At 62.1% G+C, this 18,359-nt stretch carries 24 protein-coding genes; 21 read left to right on the top strand and 3 right to left on the bottom strand.

All coding sequences use genetic code 11. The annotated features are described in order from the left end of the window. Window positions 1-4 precede the first annotated feature (4 nt). The 17 genes from D5400_RS14010 (at window position 5) to D5400_RS13930 (ending at window position 13,738) form a co-directional block, all read left to right on the top strand. A complete protein-coding gene (locus D5400_RS14010) occupies window positions 5-571 on the top strand; it encodes a hypothetical protein (protein ID WP_126010578.1) in 567 nt (188 codons plus the stop codon). A gap of 4 nt (window positions 572-575) precedes the next feature. Further along, window positions 576-932, top strand: coding sequence for a head decoration protein (locus D5400_RS14005; protein ID WP_126010577.1), 357 nt, complete (start codon window positions 576-578; stop codon window positions 930-932). Window positions 933-985: 53 nt separating this feature from the next. Next, window positions 986-2,017, top strand: a complete 1,032-nt coding sequence (locus tag D5400_RS14000) for a major capsid protein (protein WP_126010576.1) — start codon at window positions 986-988, stop codon at window positions 2,015-2,017. Window positions 2,018-2,118: 101 nt separating this feature from the next. After that, window positions 2,119-2,487 (top strand): hypothetical protein, encoded by a 369-nt coding sequence (locus D5400_RS13995; RefSeq protein ID WP_126010575.1) that lies wholly within the window; start codon window positions 2,119-2,121, stop codon window positions 2,485-2,487. Continuing rightward, a complete protein-coding gene (locus tag D5400_RS13990; RefSeq protein WP_245451300.1) occupies window positions 2,484-2,816 on the top strand; it encodes a head-tail joining protein in 333 nt (110 codons plus the stop codon). Before D5400_RS13995 ends, D5400_RS13990 begins: the two co-directional genes overlap by 4 nt. 14 nt (window positions 2,817-2,830) lie before the next feature. Then, window positions 2,831-3,154, top strand: a complete 324-nt coding sequence (locus tag D5400_RS13985; protein WP_126010574.1) for a hypothetical protein — start codon at window positions 2,831-2,833, stop codon at window positions 3,152-3,154. Continuing rightward, window positions 3,154-3,615 (top strand): hypothetical protein, encoded by a 462-nt coding sequence (locus D5400_RS13980; protein ID WP_245451299.1) that lies wholly within the window; start codon window positions 3,154-3,156, stop codon window positions 3,613-3,615. The genes D5400_RS13985 and D5400_RS13980 overlap by 1 nt, the downstream gene beginning before the upstream one ends. Window positions 3,616-3,675: 60 nt before the next feature. After that, window positions 3,676-4,092, top strand: coding sequence for a phage tail tube protein (locus D5400_RS13975; protein ID WP_126010572.1), 417 nt, complete (start codon window positions 3,676-3,678; stop codon window positions 4,090-4,092). Then, a complete protein-coding gene (locus D5400_RS13970) occupies window positions 4,092-4,520 on the top strand; it encodes a hypothetical protein (RefSeq protein ID WP_126010571.1) in 429 nt (142 codons plus the stop codon). The genes D5400_RS13975 and D5400_RS13970 overlap by 1 nt, the downstream gene beginning before the upstream one ends. Before the next feature lie 29 nt (window positions 4,521-4,549). Beyond that, entirely contained in the window at window positions 4,550-4,759 is a 210-nt protein-coding gene (locus tag D5400_RS13965; protein ID WP_126010570.1) for a phage tail assembly chaperone, read from the top strand. A gap of 12 nt (window positions 4,760-4,771) precedes the next feature. Then, a complete protein-coding gene (locus D5400_RS13960; protein ID WP_126010569.1) occupies window positions 4,772-6,652 on the top strand; it encodes a tail tape measure protein in 1,881 nt (626 codons plus the stop codon). Window positions 6,653-6,654: 2 nt separating this feature from the next. Next, a complete protein-coding gene (locus D5400_RS13955; protein ID WP_205665465.1) occupies window positions 6,655-7,293 on the top strand; it encodes a hypothetical protein in 639 nt (212 codons plus the stop codon). Next, window positions 7,293-7,958 (top strand): hypothetical protein, encoded by a 666-nt coding sequence (locus D5400_RS13950; RefSeq protein ID WP_126010568.1) that lies wholly within the window; start codon window positions 7,293-7,295, stop codon window positions 7,956-7,958. Before D5400_RS13955 ends, D5400_RS13950 begins: the two co-directional genes overlap by 1 nt. After that, a complete protein-coding gene (locus D5400_RS13945; protein WP_126010567.1) occupies window positions 7,958-8,392 on the top strand; it encodes a GNAT family N-acetyltransferase in 435 nt (144 codons plus the stop codon). The genes D5400_RS13950 and D5400_RS13945 overlap by 1 nt, the downstream gene beginning before the upstream one ends. Window positions 8,393-8,413: 21 nt before the next feature. Further along, entirely contained in the window at window positions 8,414-13,183 is a 4,770-nt protein-coding gene (locus tag D5400_RS21370) for a phage tail protein (RefSeq protein WP_205665464.1), read from the top strand. Window positions 13,184-13,231: 48 nt separating this feature from the next. Further along, window positions 13,232-13,474: a hypothetical protein gene (locus D5400_RS13935; RefSeq protein ID WP_126010566.1), complete on the top strand. Its 243-nt coding sequence runs from the start codon at window positions 13,232-13,234 to the stop codon at window positions 13,472-13,474. 30 nt (window positions 13,475-13,504) lie between these two features. After that, window positions 13,505-13,738: a hypothetical protein gene (locus tag D5400_RS13930; protein ID WP_126010565.1), complete on the top strand. Its 234-nt coding sequence runs from the start codon at window positions 13,505-13,507 to the stop codon at window positions 13,736-13,738. Here D5400_RS13930 and D5400_RS13925 read toward each other — a convergent pair. Together D5400_RS13925 and D5400_RS13920 are read right to left on the bottom strand one after the other, a co-directional pair. After that, window positions 13,729-14,070, bottom strand: coding sequence for a hypothetical protein (locus tag D5400_RS13925; RefSeq protein WP_126010564.1), 342 nt, complete (start codon window positions 14,068-14,070; stop codon window positions 13,729-13,731). The genes D5400_RS13930 and D5400_RS13925 overlap by 10 nt on opposite strands. A gap of 26 nt (window positions 14,071-14,096) precedes the next feature. Beyond that, window positions 14,097-14,540, bottom strand: coding sequence for a hypothetical protein (locus D5400_RS13920; protein ID WP_126010563.1), 444 nt, complete (start codon window positions 14,538-14,540; stop codon window positions 14,097-14,099). Between the two features lie 99 nt (window positions 14,541-14,639). On the opposite strand from D5400_RS13920, the gene D5400_RS13915 reads away from it, so the two are divergent. Genes D5400_RS13915 through D5400_RS13905 form a run of 3 tightly spaced genes read left to right on the top strand, consistent with a single transcriptional unit; the run spans window position 14,640 to window position 16,566 of the window. Continuing rightward, window positions 14,640-15,806, top strand: a complete 1,167-nt coding sequence (locus D5400_RS13915) for an N-acetylmuramidase domain-containing protein (RefSeq protein ID WP_126010562.1) — start codon at window positions 14,640-14,642, stop codon at window positions 15,804-15,806. Next, the gene (locus D5400_RS13910) at window positions 15,806-16,276 is read left to right on the top strand and encodes a hypothetical protein (protein ID WP_126010561.1); all 471 of its coding nucleotides are present in this window, start codon (window positions 15,806-15,808) and stop codon (window positions 16,274-16,276) included. The genes D5400_RS13915 and D5400_RS13910 overlap by 1 nt, the downstream gene beginning before the upstream one ends. Then, entirely contained in the window at window positions 16,261-16,566 is a 306-nt protein-coding gene (locus D5400_RS13905) for a hypothetical protein (protein ID WP_126010560.1), read from the top strand. The genes D5400_RS13910 and D5400_RS13905 overlap by 16 nt, the downstream gene beginning before the upstream one ends. A 361-nt stretch (window positions 16,567-16,927) precedes the next feature. Here the strand turns inward: D5400_RS13905 and D5400_RS13900 are convergent, their stop codons facing one another. Then, window positions 16,928-17,314 (bottom strand): thermonuclease family protein, encoded by a 387-nt coding sequence (locus D5400_RS13900; RefSeq protein WP_245451298.1) that lies wholly within the window; start codon window positions 17,312-17,314, stop codon window positions 16,928-16,930. A 575-nt stretch (window positions 17,315-17,889) separates the two neighbouring features. Here D5400_RS13900 and D5400_RS13895 point away from each other — a divergent pair. After that, window positions 17,890-18,150, top strand: coding sequence for a hypothetical protein (locus D5400_RS13895; protein WP_126010559.1), 261 nt, complete (start codon window positions 17,890-17,892; stop codon window positions 18,148-18,150). Window positions 18,151-18,359 lie beyond the last annotated feature (209 nt).

Genomic DNA, 18,359 nt, shown 5'->3' with positions numbered 1-18,359 from the left:
GCTCATGAGCGCTATCCGGGCCGCAACGCGCGGTACCGGCCGAAACCGTCTGTCCGAAGAGGAAGACAACGACGTCATGCAGGATGACGAGCAGGAGGCTCGGGCCAACGAGGACGAAGATCCCGCAGCCGAAGAGGACGACGACACCTCGGGTGAAGATGAGGAGGAGACATCCGCCGAGGATGATGAGGACGATCCCTCTGCCGAGGGTGACGAGACCGACGAGAAGTCGATGTCGGCGCGCGATCGCCGGCTCATTGCGGCGGAGCAGAAGCGGATCGCTACGATCCTGACGCATCCAGGCGCGGAGACCTTTCCGAAGCTTGCGGCAAAGCTCGCCTTCAGTGCCGACCACCGCATGCCAGCAAAAAAGGCCTGCGCGCTGCTCAGTCTCGACGGTCAGTCGAAAGGCAAGGACGGGAGAGGTCGTCTTGGCGATCGCATGCAAGGCAAAAGCCCGAAGATCGGCGCCGGCAATGGCGGGCGCCAACCCAACGACCGGCAGCTTCTGATTGCCGGTGTTCGCAACACCATCTCGGCCATGCACGGCCGGAAGTCCCAGGAGGGCTAATCCAATGGCTGAAGCCACCTTCGCTCCGAACGATCTTCTCGTTTCCGATGTCCAGGTCGTGACCCGCAACATCACGATCGCCCAGGGTCAGGACCTGCCGCGTGGCGCGGTCCTCGGCCGCGTCACCGCGACCGACAGCTACGTGCTCTCCGCATCGGCGGCGGTCGACGGTTCGGAAGATCCTGCACTGGTTCTCGCGTTCGACGTCGATGCCACCGCCGCACCGGTCGTCGCAGCCGCTTATGCCGGTGGAGCGTTCGATAGCACCAAGTTGACGCTCGGCGCCGGCCACACGCCTGCAACCGTCGAGACCGCCTTCCGGGCTGCCGGAACGGCGCTCTTCGTCCGCGTCCTGAAATAGCAGCATCGGCACCCGCGTCGCCGCATCAACCTTCTTACAGGGGAACACCACCCATGCCCGATATCCTTCTCAATACGGCCGAACTGATCCAGGTTCTGCCGCCACGCGACCGGCCGGAGGCGTTTCTTCGCGATACGCTTTTCGGCACGACCGTGCTCTCCGACAGCGAGGAGATCATCTTCGACCGCATCCTGCCCGACCGCGAGCTCGCGCCCTTCGTCCATCCGGATGTACCGGGCAAGGATTCCGCCAATCGGGGCTTCAAAGCGACCAGCTTCACGCCCGCCTATGTCAAGCCTCAGAACACGCTTCGCCCTCGCCAGAACATGATCCGCATGCCCGGCGAACGGCCTGCCGGCGATATGACGCCGGCGCAGCGCTATGCCTACAATCTCGCCGTCATGGTCGACGACCAGGATCTGCGCATCACGCGCCGCGAAGAGGCCATGTGCTCCCAGGTCATCCGCACCGGCCAGGTGATCGTGCAGGGCGAGGACTATCCGACCCAGACCGTGAATTTCGGGCGGGATCCTGCTCTCAGCATCGCTTTGGCGGGTGCCGCCCGTTGGGGCGAGGAGAACGTCGATCCGTTCGACGACATCGAGCTTTGGGTTCAGCTTCTCGGTGACACCGATGGCTTCACGGCCCGCGAAGTCCTCCTCGGTCCCGGTGCGGCCGGCTACCTGAAGCGCAGCCCGCGATTCCTCGAAGCGCTCGACAATCGCCGCGCCGATGGCGGTCTTTTCCAGCTCGGCCCGGTCTCGACCGGTGCTGAGGGGCGCTATCATACAGTGCTTGGCACGATCGGACAGCTCACCTTCGTCCAGTATTCGCAGCCCTACACCGAGGCCGGCGTGAAGAAGAACTTCTGGCCGAGCTACGGCGTCGGCGTCCTTGATCCGTTCGGCTTCATGGGCCACTTCGCCTATGGCGCGATCCTCGACAACGAGGTGCTTGTCTCGATCGAGCGTTATCCTGACATGTGGACCGAGAAGAACCCCTCGCGCACGATCGTCCAGACCCAGTCGGCACCGTTGCCGATCGCGCCTGAACCCAACGCGTCGCTCTTCGCCCTGGTTCGCTAAGGCGCCCCGACAGAGAGCTTCCCCATCATTCCAGTGCAATCCTTGGCGTGCGAGGTCTCCCCCGCTCGCCGAGGCTGCGCATAGCAAGGACGAGCCAGACAATGTCGAAAAAAACAGTGAAGCTGAACGTGCAGGTGAAACTCGCCAAGAAAACCTACCAGCCGGGCGAACCTGTCCCGGTGGGCGGAAAGGACGGCCTGTCCGATGAGGATGTCAGCCGTCTGACTGAGAGTTTTGGCCTCTATGCCGGCGACTCCGTCATCGGTACCCCAGCCGAAACCTCCGATGCAGATATCGCCGAGCGCGATCGCCGCATCGCGGTGCTCGAGGCTGAGAAGGCCGAAGCATTGGAAGAGCTGAAGACGGCGAGGGATGAGACGGAAGCCCTCAAGGGGCAGCTCGCTGAAGCTGAGGCGGATACCGGCGTGCTTGCCGCACGCGTCAAGGAACTGGAAGCCGCCGCGAAATGATTCCGCCGCGGCCGACGGTGTTCGACGGCATGGGGGCGGCCATCACGGCCGCCTTCGGCAATGTCGACGCCGTGTTCACGATCGACGGCGTCAGCCAGCCAGCGGTCAGGGCTAGGTTGCGGCAACGTCGTGACATCGATCTGGGCGACGAAGGCGGGCAGGCGATCGAAGGAACGCGTCACGCCCTGGCGGTCGATGCTCGGCTGCTTGCCGTTCCGCCCGTCACCGGCCGCGACAGCGTCACGATTTCCGGCACCTCCTATCGCATCGGCAACCGCCTCGACGATGGCCGCGCCATGCTGCGCTTCATCCTCGATGGCGACATCTGACAAAGGACCAAACCATGAGTGACAATGATAGCAAATCGGTCTTGGTTGCGGCACTGCCAGCTGGCACCACCGCGAGCACCAGCACACCGGTAGCCGAGCTGGCCCAGGCTCTTGCGTCGGATGGCGAGGGCCCGGCCAAGAAGAAAGCTCGGCATAACTTCTCCGAGATCGTCGGCGCGCGGATCTGGGAACAGCTTCCGACGCAGTTGAAGACGGCAGCCCGCCTCGATGCTCGCCGTCTGGTCGGCAACGAGCGCGGTCTGTCCGACAAGCTCATTGGCGCTGGCTATTCCCGCCGCGCGGCCGATCAACTTCTGTCGGACATCGGCCGGAGCTGATGCATCGTCGCTCACAGATATTCGGTGCTGTGAAGGGGAAGCTATCGGCAATCCCGGACTTCGCCGCCGCCGGCAAGGTTGAACGCGGGCGGGTGCGGGCAATCCCGCAGGAGATGCTGCCTGCGATCACGCTGACCTGGGCCGATGCTGGCGAGCGCTCCGAGATCCGACCCATGGCCAATGCTGCCGGGGCTGACGGATATGATCGCCGCCTCGCTTTGTCGATCATCGTCCACCTGCGCGATCTCGATCCGGAGTCCGAGTTCGACCGGATCTGCGTCGAAGTCGAAAAAGCGATGGGCGAGGCCATCGCGCTCGACGGCATCGCAATCGAAGCTCTCCTCCAGGCAACGGAATTCTTCGTCGATCGCGAAACTGGCCTGCCGCTCGGCGTCGGTCGCCTGGTCTACGCCACACATTACACGACACTCGCTGCGGATCCGGAAGTCGCTGCGCTTTAGGCGCCGTCGACTGTGCAGCGACCACCCTCATTCCATCACCCGTCTCACAAGGAGCCACCCATGCCGCTTCTCGGCCGAAATCTGACTATTTCCCGTTCCGATGGCGCCGGCGCCTTCGTCCTCGTCTGCATTACCGAGCAGCGTTCGCTTGAGATCAACAATGAGGAGATCGACATCACGAAACCGTCCTGCACAAATCCGGGCGGGCCGCTGCATGCCGCTTTCATGTATGGGATCCAGACGATCCGCTTTACCGGCAACGGCGCCTTTGTCGACGACGCGACCTTGCGACAGCTCGTCGCCGACAGCGTCAACCAGGTCACCGAGACCTACCAGGTGTCGGCACCGGGCGTCGGAACCTTCGAAGGGGACGCGCTCTTCTCGATCACGCTTTCCGGCGAAAAGACGGGCGAGCTGCAAGGCGATTTTCGCTTCGTCATGTCGGGTGACGTCGCCTTCGAGGCGTTGGTGCCCTGATGGACGCGAACATCCTGAGAGGCGAGGCGCCGCTTCGGATCGGCACCACCGACATCGTCATCGCAGTCGAATTCGGGCGGCTGGCCAAACTCTCCCGGGCGCTCGCCTGCGATTCCATGGATGAGCTCTATCGTCGGCTTCTCGGTTTCGAGCCTTACACGGTTGCCTGCGCAATCCGTATCCTGACGATCCACGCCGATCGGGACGAAGCCGACCGACTGGCGCTTGCCGCGATTCAGCAATTGTCGTCCGCCGACCAGGAAGCGTGGCGCGTTGCCATCGAAGCCGCGCTAACCGCACATCTGGAAAAGGGCAGAAGCGTGCGCGATTCCGTGCCGCTCGTCGAAGACGTCGAGATGATGTTGCGCCAGGCCGAAAAGGCGATGGACGAGAGGGGCGGCGGCAACGCAAAGGCAAAAAAGCCCTGAGCTCGAGCGACGTCTCGATCGCAAATCGCTTGGGCGTGATGTTTCGCGTCGCCACCTCGCCGAAGGGCTTTGCCTGGTCGCCTGCCACGTTCTGGGCGGCCACGTTCACCGAATATGCTCTCGCCATGGACGGTGCTTCCGGTCGCTTCGATCCCGCACCGATCGTCTCGCGTCAGGACATCGCGTTTCTCGCTCGCGTCCACGGCAAGCGACCCTCCATCCGCAATCCGAAAAATTGAAGGCGACCTGCGATGCCTCGTCCCGATATCACGGCTCACATTGATGCCAATGCCCGCGGGTTCCACGATGCACTGCGGCGCGTGCGATCCGATTCCGACAAGACCGGGCAGGCCGCTGCGCGATCCTTCGCCAACATTGCAGCCAAGATCCGGACCGGGGCAGCGGGCATCGCTGGTGCGGCTGGTCTTCCTGTGGCCCTCAGCGCGGCATCGCTTGGAGCCGCCGCGGTTGGTGTTCGTCAGGTTGCGCTGAGCATCGCGCTCGTCGGCGATGAAGCACGCCGTGCAGGTGTCGACGTGCGTTCCTTCCAGGAACTTAAATATGTTGCCGAGCAAAACCGGATCGGCGTCGACAGCCTGACGGACGGCATCAAGGAACTGAACCTTCGTGCCGATGAATTCATCACGACCGGCAAAGGATCGGCCGCGGAAGCCTTCCAGCGTCTCGGCTATGACGCCGAGGAACTAAGAACAAAGCTTCAACGACCGAATGAGTTGTTCATCGAGATCATTGGTCGTTTGGAACAGCTTGACCGATCTGCCCAGATCCGGCTTGCCGATGAAATTTTCGGGGGGACGGGCGGCGAACGCTTCGTTCAGCTGATCGAGCAAGGTGAAGACGGCATCCGCGCGACGGTTGACGAAGCCCATCGGCTCGGACTGGTGATGAGCGAGGAGCTGATCGACCGGGCTGACGAACTCGATCGGAAGTTTGGGGCGCTTGCCACCACTGTCAGCACGGGATTGAAGGTCGCCATTATCGAAGCGGCGAGCGCACTTGGAAGGTTTATCGACGAGTTTCGCGCCTTTGAAGACAGGACGACCGAGAACCTGCGCTCGCGTTTGAACTTCGCGGAACGCAATCTTGCCGAAGCGGAGGAACGGCGTACCAGACTGCCGGGCTTCCTCGGCCGACCGCTTGATCTGCAGATCGAGAAAAGCCGCGGGGAAGTCGACCAGATCACCGAGGAATTGCGCAAACGCGCTGAAGCGGATCTTCGCCTTGGGTTGGCCCGGCAACGCTCGCAGCTGGAGAACCCTGTCGTTCCGGCAGCACCCGTCAGCAATTCGGGCGGTGGAGGGAGTTCGAGAAATGCCAGCTCGATGGAGCGTGAGCGAGATGCAGTTCGCAAGCTCATCGCAGATCTGCAGGAAGAACTCACGCTTGTCCACGCCACGGAGGAAGCCAAGCGGGCCGCAGCGTCTTCGCGTCAGGCAGGCGCGGCGGCGACCGATGAAGAGCGCCGCCAAGTCGTTGCCCTCAACGAACAGATCTATCGCGAGACCGAAGCGCTGGAGGCCGTCGAGGCGGCACGCAAGGATTTTGCCGATGGCATGGATCAGTTGTCGACCGATGCGGTTGACGCCCTCGGCAACGTGATCGCTGGCACGGAAGACGCTGCCGATGCGTTCAAGAAGCTCGCCATCGAAATCGTGAAATCGGCCCTCACGGGGAAGGGTGCTTATTCAGACCTGTTCGCCGCCCTCGGTAAGGGCAACGGCGGCGGTGGAGGTGTTGGCGGTCTTCTCTCGGCAATCTTTGGCGGGGCTCCCGCCTTCAAAGCGAACACGACCTACGGCAGCTTCATCGGTGCGCCGGGCTTTGCCAATGGAACCGACAGTGCTCCGGGTGGCCTGGCCTGGGTGGGTGAGCGCGGCAAGGAACTCGTCAACCTGCCGCGCGGCTCACAGGTGATTCCGAACCATGATCTTTCGGGGCTGGATGGTTCGTCCATCAGCGCGCCCGTGTCGATCTCGATCGATGCCCGCGGTGCGGACAGAGAAGGGCTGGCGCGCGTCCAGGGGCAACTGGCCCGGCTGGAATCGGAGCTGCCTGCGCGCATCACGCGGCAAGTGCAGCAGATGCCGCGCGACCGGATCAAGGGGTACTGATCGTGGCGATCAGCTATCCCATGGATCTTCTGGCGGAGTTTCCCGGCTGGACGCCGGACTTTGACCTCTTCTGGCGACGCGAGCAGAGCCGCACCGCTGGCGGCCGAACGATCGTCAAGGATTTCGGCGGGCCCCTTTGGCGGCTGTCGGCAGTGTCGCGCGCCCTCACGATCAATGAGCTCGACGCTTGGCGGGCCCGCCTCGACGCGCTCGAAGACGGGCTTCAGACGTTTCGCGGCTATTCCATGTCGCGCTCCTATCCGATTGCGCACCCGAATGGCGCGTGGCCAACGGGGGAGGCATTCTCGGGCGCCGGCACGATCGGCAGCGTCGGCGTCAACCGCAAAGCCGTTTCTCTCTCCGGCTTCCCTGAGGGTTTCCAAGTCTCGGTCGGCGATATGCTGCGGATCGGCAACCAGGATCTCCACCGTGTGATAGAGGCGCGGACCGTTACCGCGCTGGGTAACACGTCGCTGCTGGAGATCCGGCCCCATCTCTGGCCCGGCGTCGCTGCCGGCGCCCCGGTGTCCGTGCTTCGGCCTTACTGCATCATGGCGATCGAGCCAGGGTCGATCGTTTCGCCGGCCGATCCGTCGACGAGCTGGGGCGCCATCAGCTTCCGCGCGATGGAGGCACGCTGATGCGGTCCGTCTCTCCCGAGGTTCAAGCCGCTTTGCAGGCGCGCCGGCTGGTCGCCCGTGATTTTCTCTGGATCGTGGCACGTGATCGGCAAACCGGAGAGCTTGTCCCAGATGGCAACTGGTCGGGTGTCGGCAACGTGTCGGCCGAGATCATCCATCCACTGACCGGCCTCGTGGAAAGCCGGGACTGGTACGGCTCCGGCACATTGATCCAGATTAGCGACATTCCGGCCGTCAACACTCTCTCGGTTCAAGCCGTCACCATCCGCATGAGCCAGGTCGTTGATCGCGTCCAGGATCTGGTGCGCGGCTACGATATCAAGCAGGCACCGGTCGAGATCTATCGCGGGCTGTTCAACCCGGACACCCGCCAGCTGGTAGCGCCGGCCTTCTGCCGCTTCATCGGTTTTGTCGATGTGGTCGAGATCAACACGCCCGCCGAAAACGCGGAAGGCAGCGTGGATCTGCGCTGTGTCTCGCACACACAGGAACTAACACGGGCTTCGACCGAGACGCGCAGCCATGAAAGCCAGAAGCTGCGCGATCCTGAAGACGAGTTCTGCCTCGATGCCTCGACGGCCGGTGAGTTCGAGATCTTCTGGGGCACAGTCAAGGGACGCGTGCCGTCGGCGCCGAAGCGCAAGAAGTTCCTCGGCATCTTCTGATGATCCGAGAAGCAAGGATTGAGGATCGGCTGGCGGTCGTTGCCATGCTGAAGCGGTTTCACGCGGCCGCCGATCTGCCGTTCCATTTCAGTCCGGCTCACGCTGAGCGACAGTTCCTGGCCTATCAGGCGGCGCCGGATCGGCTCTGCCTGGTAACCGAGGGTGATGATCGTCCTGTCGGCGTTCTGATGGCGCACGCTGTCGAGCACCCATTCTCTGGCATCCGCATGGCAGGCGAGCTCTGCTGGTGGATCGATCCTGCCCATCGCGGCCACTCGGCGCGATCGATGGTCGCCGCCTATGAACGATGGGCGGTGGAGCAGGGGTGCGCGATCATTTCGCTTGCAGGGCTGGGGTCTGACCCTAAGCCGACCGCACTGTATCAGAGGCTCGGCTACCAGCCGGCCGAACTGCATTTCTCGAAGACGCTTTAGTCTCGGCACCCAGGACAATTCATGGCCATTTTCTCGGGCATCGCTGCGGCGATCGGCACGGCGTTCAAAGCTGTCTCGGCCTTTATCGGCGGCCTCGGCACTATCGGCTCGTTCGTGCTCAAGACGGCCGTGGGCGTCGGCACGAGCCTGCTTGGCCAGGCACTCGCGGGCAAGCCTGCAGAGCAGAAGTTCTCCGTCACGACCGAACTACAGGCAGGCGGTGATCTGCCGCGCTCGATCATCTTTGGCTACACGGCAACGGCTGGCTCGCTCCAGTATGCGAACACTTGGGGCAGACTTGGTGAGACCGACAACGCCTTCCTGACGCAGGTGATCCAGCTTGCCGACTATCCGGTGCAGGACCTGGTCGAGCTTTGGGTGAATGGCGAGCTCTGCACGATCAGCGAGACGCCGCACCCCGAGTATGGCTTTCCGGTCACCGAGTATTTCAAGGACGGCCACGACAATCTGTGGATCCGGTTCTACGACGGCACCCAGACCGCAGCCGATCCGTTCCTCGTGTCGCGCGTTTCTTCGGCCAACCGGCCCTACAGCGACAAGCGCATCGGACGCGGCATCCCCTATGTCGTCGTCACTTCGCTGGTTACGAAGAACCTCTTCTCCGGCATTCCGTCCTTCCGCTTCGGCCTGCATGGAGCAAAACTCTATGATCCGTCACGCGACAGCACGGTCGGCGGCGTGGGTTCGCATCGCCGGGGCGATTCATCAACCTGGGGCGGGGACGGGGATTTTCTGCCGGCGGTGCAGCTCTACGCACTTCAGAGCGGTATCACCTATGGTGGCGAGTGGCTCTATGGCTTGCAGAACATGGCCGCTGCGCAGCTGCCGGTCGCTCACTGGATTGGCCAGATCGAGAAATGCCGCGCAGGCATCGAAAGCGCCGACGGGACCGTCCCGACCTATCTGTCCGGCGGTGAGATCGAGGTCAACGTCGCACTCGGTGATGCGATCGACGCCTTCCTGACGGCTTGCCAAGGCAAGGTCTCGGAGATCGGCGGCGTCTACAAGTTGCACCTCGGCGCGCCCGACGCGCCGGTCATGTCGTTCACCGATGATGACATCCTGTCTACGGAAGAGCAGAGCTTCACGCCGTTCTTTGGCCTCGCCGACACGATCAACGGCGTCTCCGCGCGCTATCCATCGCCGGCCGATGGCTGGAACACGAAAGTCGCGCCGCCGCTCTATCGCGTGGACCTGGAGGCGCTGGCTGGCAATCGCCGCCTGATGGCCGATGTCTCGCTCGATTTCGTGCCCTATGCCGAGCAGGTACAGCGGTTGATGAAGTCGGCGCTGGAGGAAGCGCAGCGCGCCCGCCGGCACACCTTTGTGCTGCCACCGCAGTTCTGGCCGCTCGAGCCGGGCGATATCGTCGCCTGGACAAGCGCGCGCAACGGCTATGTGGCCAAGCTCTTCCGGGTCGACGGTGTTGTCGATCGCGCTAACCTCGACGTCATGGTCGATCTGACGGAAGTCGATCCGGCCGACTATGACTGGAACAGCGGTGTCGAGTTCAAGCCGCCGGTCTCGGGCTCTCTCGGGCCGGTCCGCCCGATGCCGCAAGTCATCGTCGACTGGTTCGCGCAGGCTTGGCAGATCGAGGACGCGAGCGGCACGGGCCGGCGGCCGGCGATCCGCCTCTCATGGGACGGCGACCAGCCCGACGTCGATGCCGTCGCCTTCGAAGTCGCGCTCACTGAGACGCTGGAGGTCATCTATCGCGGCCGGACCGACGAACCGGAAGCCGGCGCGATCGTCATCTCACAAGGGTTGCTGCCGAACGAGGATTATCTCGTCCGTGGGCGCTACGTGCCGCGATCGGATCGCGACACGGCCTGGTCGGGCTGGCTGCCCGTTCGCACGCTCAACATCGCCTTCACCGGCAGCGACATTCTCGATGCTACGATCACCGAGCTGAAGCTTGCCGATCGCGCCGTTTCCTCGGCGAAGATCCAGGTGGCGGCCGTGATCCAGGAGCTGATCGCCTCGAATGCGGTGGTGGCGTCGAAGATCGCGGATCTCGCCATCACGCAGCAGAAAGTCGCAGACAACGCGATCAGCGTGAACAAGATCCTGAACGGTGCGGTGACCGCTGCGAAGATCCAGGACGCCGCGATCACGCTGACGAAGTTCGCGTCGGGGCTCCGCCCGGTCGAGAATTTCTCCGGAAGCCTGCCCGCGACCGGCAACAGTGAAGGCCGCGTCGGGACGCTTGATGGGCAGCTCTACCGCTTTACCGACGGCGCATGGACGAAGGAAGTTGAAGCCGTCGACATCAGCGGCGAACTGGTCAGCGCCCAGATCGCCAACAGCGCGGTCACCCAGGCGAAGATCGCGGCATCGGCCATCGATGCCAGCCGTCTGCAGAACAATGCCGTCACCGAGCTGAAGCTCGCCGCCGACGCTGTCACGGCTGCGAAGCTCGCCGTCAACGCTGTGACGAATGGCGCTCTCGCGAACAACGCCGTCACGACCGCGAAGATCGCGGCTGCAGCGGTCACAGCCAACGAGCTCGCCGTCGGCTCGGTCATTGCGGGCAAGATCGCAGCCAACGCCGTGACGACTGCGTCGATCGCGGCGGGTGCGGTGACCGCGAATGAGATCGCTGCCAATGCTGTCGTGGCGGGCAAAATCGCGGCCGACAGCGTTTCGACCCGCGAAATCGTCGTGTCGGACACGGAAAACCTCGTTCCCGACAGTTCGCTGGAAAACACGTCGTCCTGGTCGTTCAGCGCCGAGATCAACTTCACTCAGAATTCAAACGTCTCGAACTTCAAGAACCCGTGGGTCGCTCGTTTCAATCCGGCCGGCGGAACGGGCTATGCGGCCTTCATCTCCAAGCGCTTTCCTGTCGAGAGCGGCAAGGAGTACCAGCAGATTTGCGACCTGTGGCGCGCGGCTGCTGGCACCTCGACGGCGTGGATCCGGTTCAACTGGTATGACGCCTATGGTGCTCAAGTCGGGGCAGGCTACTCGACGACATTCAGCGGGTCGGTGCCGGCCGGCGTCACACGCTACGAATCGACGCTCACGCCGCCTGCCACGGCAGCTTATGCGGCTTTCGCAGTCTACTTCCTCCGACAGGACACGACGGCTCAGACCAACATCGTCTACATCGGCGCCTTCCGCCGCAAGGAAGGCAACCTGATCGTCGACGGTGCGATCATCGCGGACAAGCTTGCGGCCAACGCCGTCGTCGCCTCGAAGATCGCCGCCAATGCGGTCACCGCCGACAAGATTGCCGCCAATGCGATCGTCGCGGGCAAGATCGCCGCGAACGCTGTGACGACGGCCACGATCGCCGCTGGAGCGGTAACGGCAACCGAGATTGCTGCCAGTGCCATCACCGCAGCCAAGATGGCGGTCGGGTTCGGTGGGAACTTCTATTACAACACCGACTTCTCGCAGGGTGCGGACCACTGGCTGCTCAATGCCGCGAGCAGCGTCGGTGCTCAAAGCAGTTTGTCCAAAAGGTCACCCGCCGCAGACTGGGGCCGCCCGACCGGCACGCTTCAGGTCTTCCAGAACGGCACCGCGACAGACGGGTATGCCGACATCACGACGAACCGGCCGAACGATGGCAACGGTACGTCGGGGTCGGCCAATCAACGGTTCCCGGTAAAGCCTGGAGCAACCTACGAGCTATCCGCTTACGTCTCGCTTCATCGCTGCAACGCGCAGTTCTATCTGCAATGGTACGACGCTGCGGGAAACTCCTTGAGCGCACCGAATACTGGATTGCTGCCTGAAGGTTCGTCCGACAGCAACGCGCCTGATGCCTGGCCTCGCTATGGGGTTCGTGCCGTTGCGCCGGCGAACGCCGTGTCGGTGCGTCCGCTGCTGCGCAAATGGGGGACGCTGTCGTCGACGAACAGCTTCATGTTCCTTCACAAGCCGATGATCTCGGAAGTACCGGCCGGTGTCACCGAGCTGACGCCTTACACGCCCGGCGGCGGCACGATGGTCGACAGCAACGGCATCGTCACCAATGCGGTCACGGCCGACAAGATCCTCGCAGCATCGATCATTGCCGGCAAGATCGCCACCAATGCCGTGACAACGACGACGATCGCGGCTGGCGCCGTCTCGGCCAATGAACTGGCGGCGAGCTCAGTCATCGCCGCCAAGGTAGCTGCCGGGGCGATCCTGGCGGCGAGCATTGGGGCGAATGCCGTCACTGCCGACAAGATCGCTGCCAATGCCGTGACGGCCGACAAGATCCTTGCGGGGTCGGTCACGGCGGCCAAGATTAGCGTCGGAAGCCTGGCGGCCATCAGCGCCGTTCTCGGCAATGTCGATATCTCAAACGCGAACATCGGCTCGCTGATCGTCGGTGAGAGCAATATCGGCTTCAAGTCGATGACCGAGCCGGCTGCGATATCGAATGCGGGTTCTTACTCGGGTCTGAGCCGCAACTATACAACTGTCGCGACATTGAACACGCCGAAGCTCGTCGGTGGCTTCGTCCAGGTTGATGGGTCCTTCACACTCTCGACAAACGGCGCAACAAGCAGCCGCGCGAATATCCAGGCTCGAATTTTTCGTGTCGACACAGGGCAAGAGATTTGGGTGAGCCAGCTTTATTCGCTGCAAGGTCAGAACCAGGGACCGAACAGCGCCAACGTCTCGATAGTCCGCGATTTTGCGATGGACACAGGGGAGAGCCCTGGATCATCGGGTCAGTACGTCCTTCAAATCCTCAACTCCAACATGGGCGGCACAGCGACGGCAAGCTGGAGCCTCGTGGGCAAGCTGCTGCTCTGGAAGAAATGAGCCTTGCCGCTCGCCAACCATTCACCCTCGAAACACAAAGGACCTCCGATGTCTGACAAGGCAAAGCGGCCGGCTGCCGACACGGCCGTCGTCGACGAACTGCAGCGCGTGATCGCTGCCAAGGATCAGGAGCTGGCCACCACCTATGCGCTGATCAACCACTACAAGCGCCGCGTCGACGATCTCGACGTCAAGCTGATCGAGACCGCGATGCAGCTGCACCGCACGCAGCAGGCCATCGGCGCCGTCGACCAAGGCAATGAAGCGCCGGCCGAAACCACCACCCACTGACGCCACGCGTCCGCAACTGGAGACGAGACCATGGAAACGAAGACTTATCGCGTGAAGATGACGGACGGCAGCGAAGTCGAGCTGGCGAACGTCGTGAAGGCAAGGGCGGATGGCTCGGGCCGACACTTCGAGATGGCCGACGGCGATGTCATTTCGTTCAATGACGGGCAGACGCTCTGGGCGATCCCGACCTCCGCGACCGTGACGCAGCCGGCGCCGGTGACGGCGGATCCGGCCGCTGAAACCGAGCCCGATCAGCCCTGAGGAGCTTGCACTTGGCGCAGCAACTCTGCCCGGCCTCGGTCGAAGTTGTTGGTATCGGGCTTCATGTCCTGGGGATCGAAGGGGCCATAGAAGCCTTCGAGGCGCTCCTGATACTCGGCCAGATGCAGATTGAACCGGACGTCGTTCAACGTGCGAGACGCCATGATCAAGAACGCCACCCATTCTTTTGGTGGCCGGTCGCCTGGCAGGGCAGCGGCACGGCGGCATTCGATGGCCATTCGATGGGGAGTTCGTTCCTGAATGCGCCGATGCGCCTCAATGGCATCATCGCCCGGCATTACCGGATGCAGCTGATCGGCGATCTCGTTCAAGATCGAGCGGATCTCGGTGTTCGCATTCATCGTCTTTCCCCAGATCTCTGCGAAGCTGTCGGTGCCCACCGAACTTTGCCATCCAAATGCTCGAAATCATTTTCAATTTCGCCCCCCAGATAGCGCGCATGCGCCACCGTCTCGATGGACAGATCCTGGTTCGCTGCCAGATCGATTTCGGAGAAGGGGCCACAGTGGACTGCCAGGCGCTCCTGGAACCCGACCAAGTCAATCTTCAACTGGTCATCAGCTAAGGTGCGGGATGCTCCGAGTAGGAAAGCTACCCATTCCTTTATCAGTGGCTCATTGCCCATTCGACCAGCAGCACGTCGACATTCGAAAGCTATGTGGCGTGCGGATCGATCCTCGGCGCTGACGTGTGTTTGAAGTCGACCATCACCTCGCGCGGCTCGATCAAGTCGATCGGCCAACTCAGTCAAGATTGCGCGAATCTCGAAGTTCTCATTCATCCGAATTCCCCCGAAGCCCGGCGCAAGAGTAGCACCGGCTGAATTCCGCGCAACCCAGGCGCGTCACCGCTGGGCCATCCCCTATCTCTGGAGATCATCATGAGCGACTGGAATTCGTTCCGGGGCGCGGCTCGACGTCTGGATGACATCGACCTGCCGCGCATCGGTCATCGCATCGGCGTGGGCGAAGACGAGCTGCACGCCTTCATGGATGTGGAGGCGGCCGGCTCCGGCTTCGACCGGCAGGGCAGGCCGAAGATGCTATTCGAGCCGCATGTTTTCCATCGCAACCTGACGCCGGCGAGGCGCTCAAAGGCGGTTAAGGCTGGCCTCGCCTATGCCCGGTGGGGTGAGAAGCTTTATCCGAGCGACAGCTACCCGCGGCTGGTCGAGGCCATGGCGATTGATGAGACCGCGGCGCTCAAGGCCGCGTCCTGGGGTCTTGGCCAGATCCTCGGCGAAAACTTCGCCATGGTTGGCTACGAAAGCCCGCAGGACATGGTCTGGGCTTTCATGGAAGACGAGGAGCATCACCTCGAAGCCATCGTGGACTTCCTGATCGGGGCTAATCTCGATGATCACCTGCGCAATCATCGCTGGGAGGATCTGGCTCGGGGTTATAACGGGCCCGGCTATGCCAAGCATAATTACCACGGCCGGATGGCTGCGGCTTATGCCAAATGGGCGAAGATCGCGGACACGCCCTGGGCGCCGGCCGTCGACACGCTGCCGCCGATCGGCGTCAAGATGGTATCGCCGGGTATGCGCGGCGCACCGGTGCGCGCGATTCAGATGCGCCTGCAGCTCCTCGGGCATTATGCCGGCGCGGTCGATGGCATCTTCGGGCCGGTCACCGATGCCGCTCTCCGGTCCTTCCAGCGCGCCGCGAGCATCGTCGTCGACGGCTATGCCGGTCCGCAGACCTTCGCCGCGATCGACGCGACGCTCTCACCCGAACCCATAATCGTTAAAGAGGAGGCTGCCATGCCGATGCCGACGCCTGCTATTCTCAGTGGAAGCGAAACTGCAAAGCCAGCAATCCAGGTGCCTCGACCTGCGTCGCCTGTCGAGCAGTCTGCCAAGGCAGTTGGCGCCGCAAAGTGGGCAGCGATCGCTGGCGCACTTTGGACAGCCGTCGTCGCCGCCGATGTGCTGCCGCCGGCGTTCACGACGCCAGAGTTTATCGCAGCCGTTACGGCAGCGATCGGGGCCGTTGCCGGCGCTGTCGGCAGCTACAGAGCGCCGAAAAACGCGGAGCCGGGCTGATGGACGGCCAGAAGGTGAGGCATCATTCGATCCGAGCGTCGATCGAGGGGCTCTGGATCGAGTATCTCTATGGCGATGGCTGGCGTCTGGTCGAGATTGTACTCGGCCTGCAGATCGTGTCGCGCGCGTTTTCGATCCTTTTCCTAGGCGGTATGGCGGTCGGCTATTACCGGACCTTTCCCTTCGTTGATCACGCGCTTGCCTGGGGACTGCTAACGCTCGGCATCGGGGTCGCGCGCATCGCCGGCACCGTCATCAACGGCCGCTGGAAGCGATCGCCTCGGCTTCGCTGGTCCACCGGCGTGCTCGCGTTCGCCTATCAGGGCCTGCACTGCTTTTTCTTCTGGCAGCTCGGCCTCACCATCATCGCAAGCGGCTACCTGCTTTGGACCATCTTCGAGGCCATGGCGATCATTCGCTCCACGATCGACATCGCACGAAAAAGGAACGAGGGATGCCGCGCTGGCTGATCGAACTGCTGAACAATCCGGCCGCGGTCACAGCGTTGGGCAGTGCGCTAGTCGTGCCGCTTCTTACGCTGATCGGACTGGTGATCACCAAGCGTGGGCACGCGCCACCACCTCCTGCTTATGACGTTCGGGATCTACCAGACCATCCGCTTCTGGTCTCAACGAAGGTGCATCTCGGAGAGCCTGAGCTGGAGCTTCTGAAGGATGCGGCGGCACGATCCCGCCGGATGGAGCGACAGCTCGATCGTCTGATCGAGAAGGTCGATCATGTGAACGATCGGCTGGATTGATCATGGAGCCGGTCGACTGAGCGCCTACAGATCCATTGGAATATTCAAGCCCAAGGCATCAGACGCGCGATCGTTTACTCAATTCGCACAGCGCACCCAAAGCGATAGCTATCGCAATATACATCAACGTCTGGTCAATTGCTTCGCCGGTGGAGGCTGTAGCGAGGTACCGTTCAGCGAACGCTCGGCCTGTCTCCAGGTCAGGAGAAAAGAAGGCGATCGCTACCGCTGCAGCCAATCTCAGTGAACTCAGCCAGAAGAGGGCGTGAGCGACGAGTATCCCGATACGCGTAAAAAACATTCTGCTTTCACTTTCGAACGTCCCAAGTCGCCTTCATTGGCGGCTTAGGATTTCTCATTTCTACCGGCCGCACCAGATATTGCCCTCATTGGGCCAGCGTTGCGCAAGGCCATCAGCGATCAGTACTTCGCCAGCATCTCGCCCGTCAGCCAAGCGGATCGTGGCAAGCTCGCGCCCATAGCGCCCGGATCGATCCAGCCACTCGATCTCGTAGCCGCCGGCCATCAACTCCCGCAGCCGATCGGTGGCCATGTGGCCCAGCACCTTCTCCCGCTCGCATTCCGGCCGGCTAATCTCCGGTGCATCAATTCCCTCGTACCTCCAATTGCGACCACTTTCCCATCCGGTGTCGCCGTCGACAAGACAAGTCAGCCCGCGCTCGGCCCGGTTCGGCCCGGTGCAGTCGGGCAAGGTCATCAGCATGGTGATCATCAGCGCTTCAATCATGTTGCTTTCTGCACTCTCTCCAACCGCAGTCGGCCGTGTGAATTGCCGGCTGGATTGAGGCATTGCGAATGATGTGAGAGCAAGCCTCGAATCAGCCGAAAGATGGTCGGACGATATGACAGGCAGTCCGGCAGCGCTAACTCCAACCCGCGCTCAACGCGGGTCTCATGTCGCACTACTAGTCAAAGCAATTAAAAAGTAGGGGTAATCTACAGAGCTAAAGTGCGTTTCAACAGATTGCATCGGCCGATGTGCAAGACAGGCTTGCAAGCAAGCAAAATATTCGCAAATCTCGGATGTTTTCGAGATGGAGCAACCCATGCAGACGTCCAATGTGACGCGAGAGTACATGGCTTCTATGTTGGCCGAACTTAAGTTGATGGCAAAGCGAGAAGGGCTGGACTATCTGGCTTACGTAGTGGCGATGGCTGAGGAGGAAGCCAGGTCACATGCCTCGACAGAGGCGCCAACGATTCAGGAAACATCGAGGAAAGCTGGAGCTTAACTTGCATTTACATTGAAAATCGTCTGCACTGCGCACCGGGGGACGCGTAGACCGGTGGCGCACTGCGACAATGAATTTCAATGATGTTTCCGACTACCTGATGACGGTGGAAAATCCTGATGCTGAGCGCGGGGTAAGAGTTCACCGGTTGATCTTCGATCTCTTGAAGCATCCGACAGCCGCGCAAAGCGCTGCCGAGTTCGGGAGGTCATTCCAGGAATTCGAACGGGCAACGATAGAACGTTCGGGCGACGTCGAAACCGTAAGGTTCCGCGCGCTTGAGGATCTCAGCCGCCTGCGACAAGCCGTGTCGGCCGGTGCAGAGGGCTAGAAGAAGCCGAACACCGAACAACAGCAGCTTCCAAGCAGCATGACTGCAGCAATCAGCAGTATCAGATCGGTGAAACTGTAAAGGCGCTCCTCCGCACTTAGCCTAGATCTGTGTCGCCGTCGGCGGTTCAACACTTGCATGCACTTCCTGTGTATTGAGAACCGTATGTCTCACACAGGTGCTGACAGAGCGTTGCTGGAAAACTCCTG

The sequence above is a fragment of the Georhizobium profundi genome (assembly GCF_003952725.1).
GTDB classification, from domain to species: domain Bacteria; phylum Pseudomonadota; class Alphaproteobacteria; order Rhizobiales; family Rhizobiaceae; genus Georhizobium; species Georhizobium profundi.
This window is presented reverse-complemented; position numbering and strand designations above follow the sequence as displayed.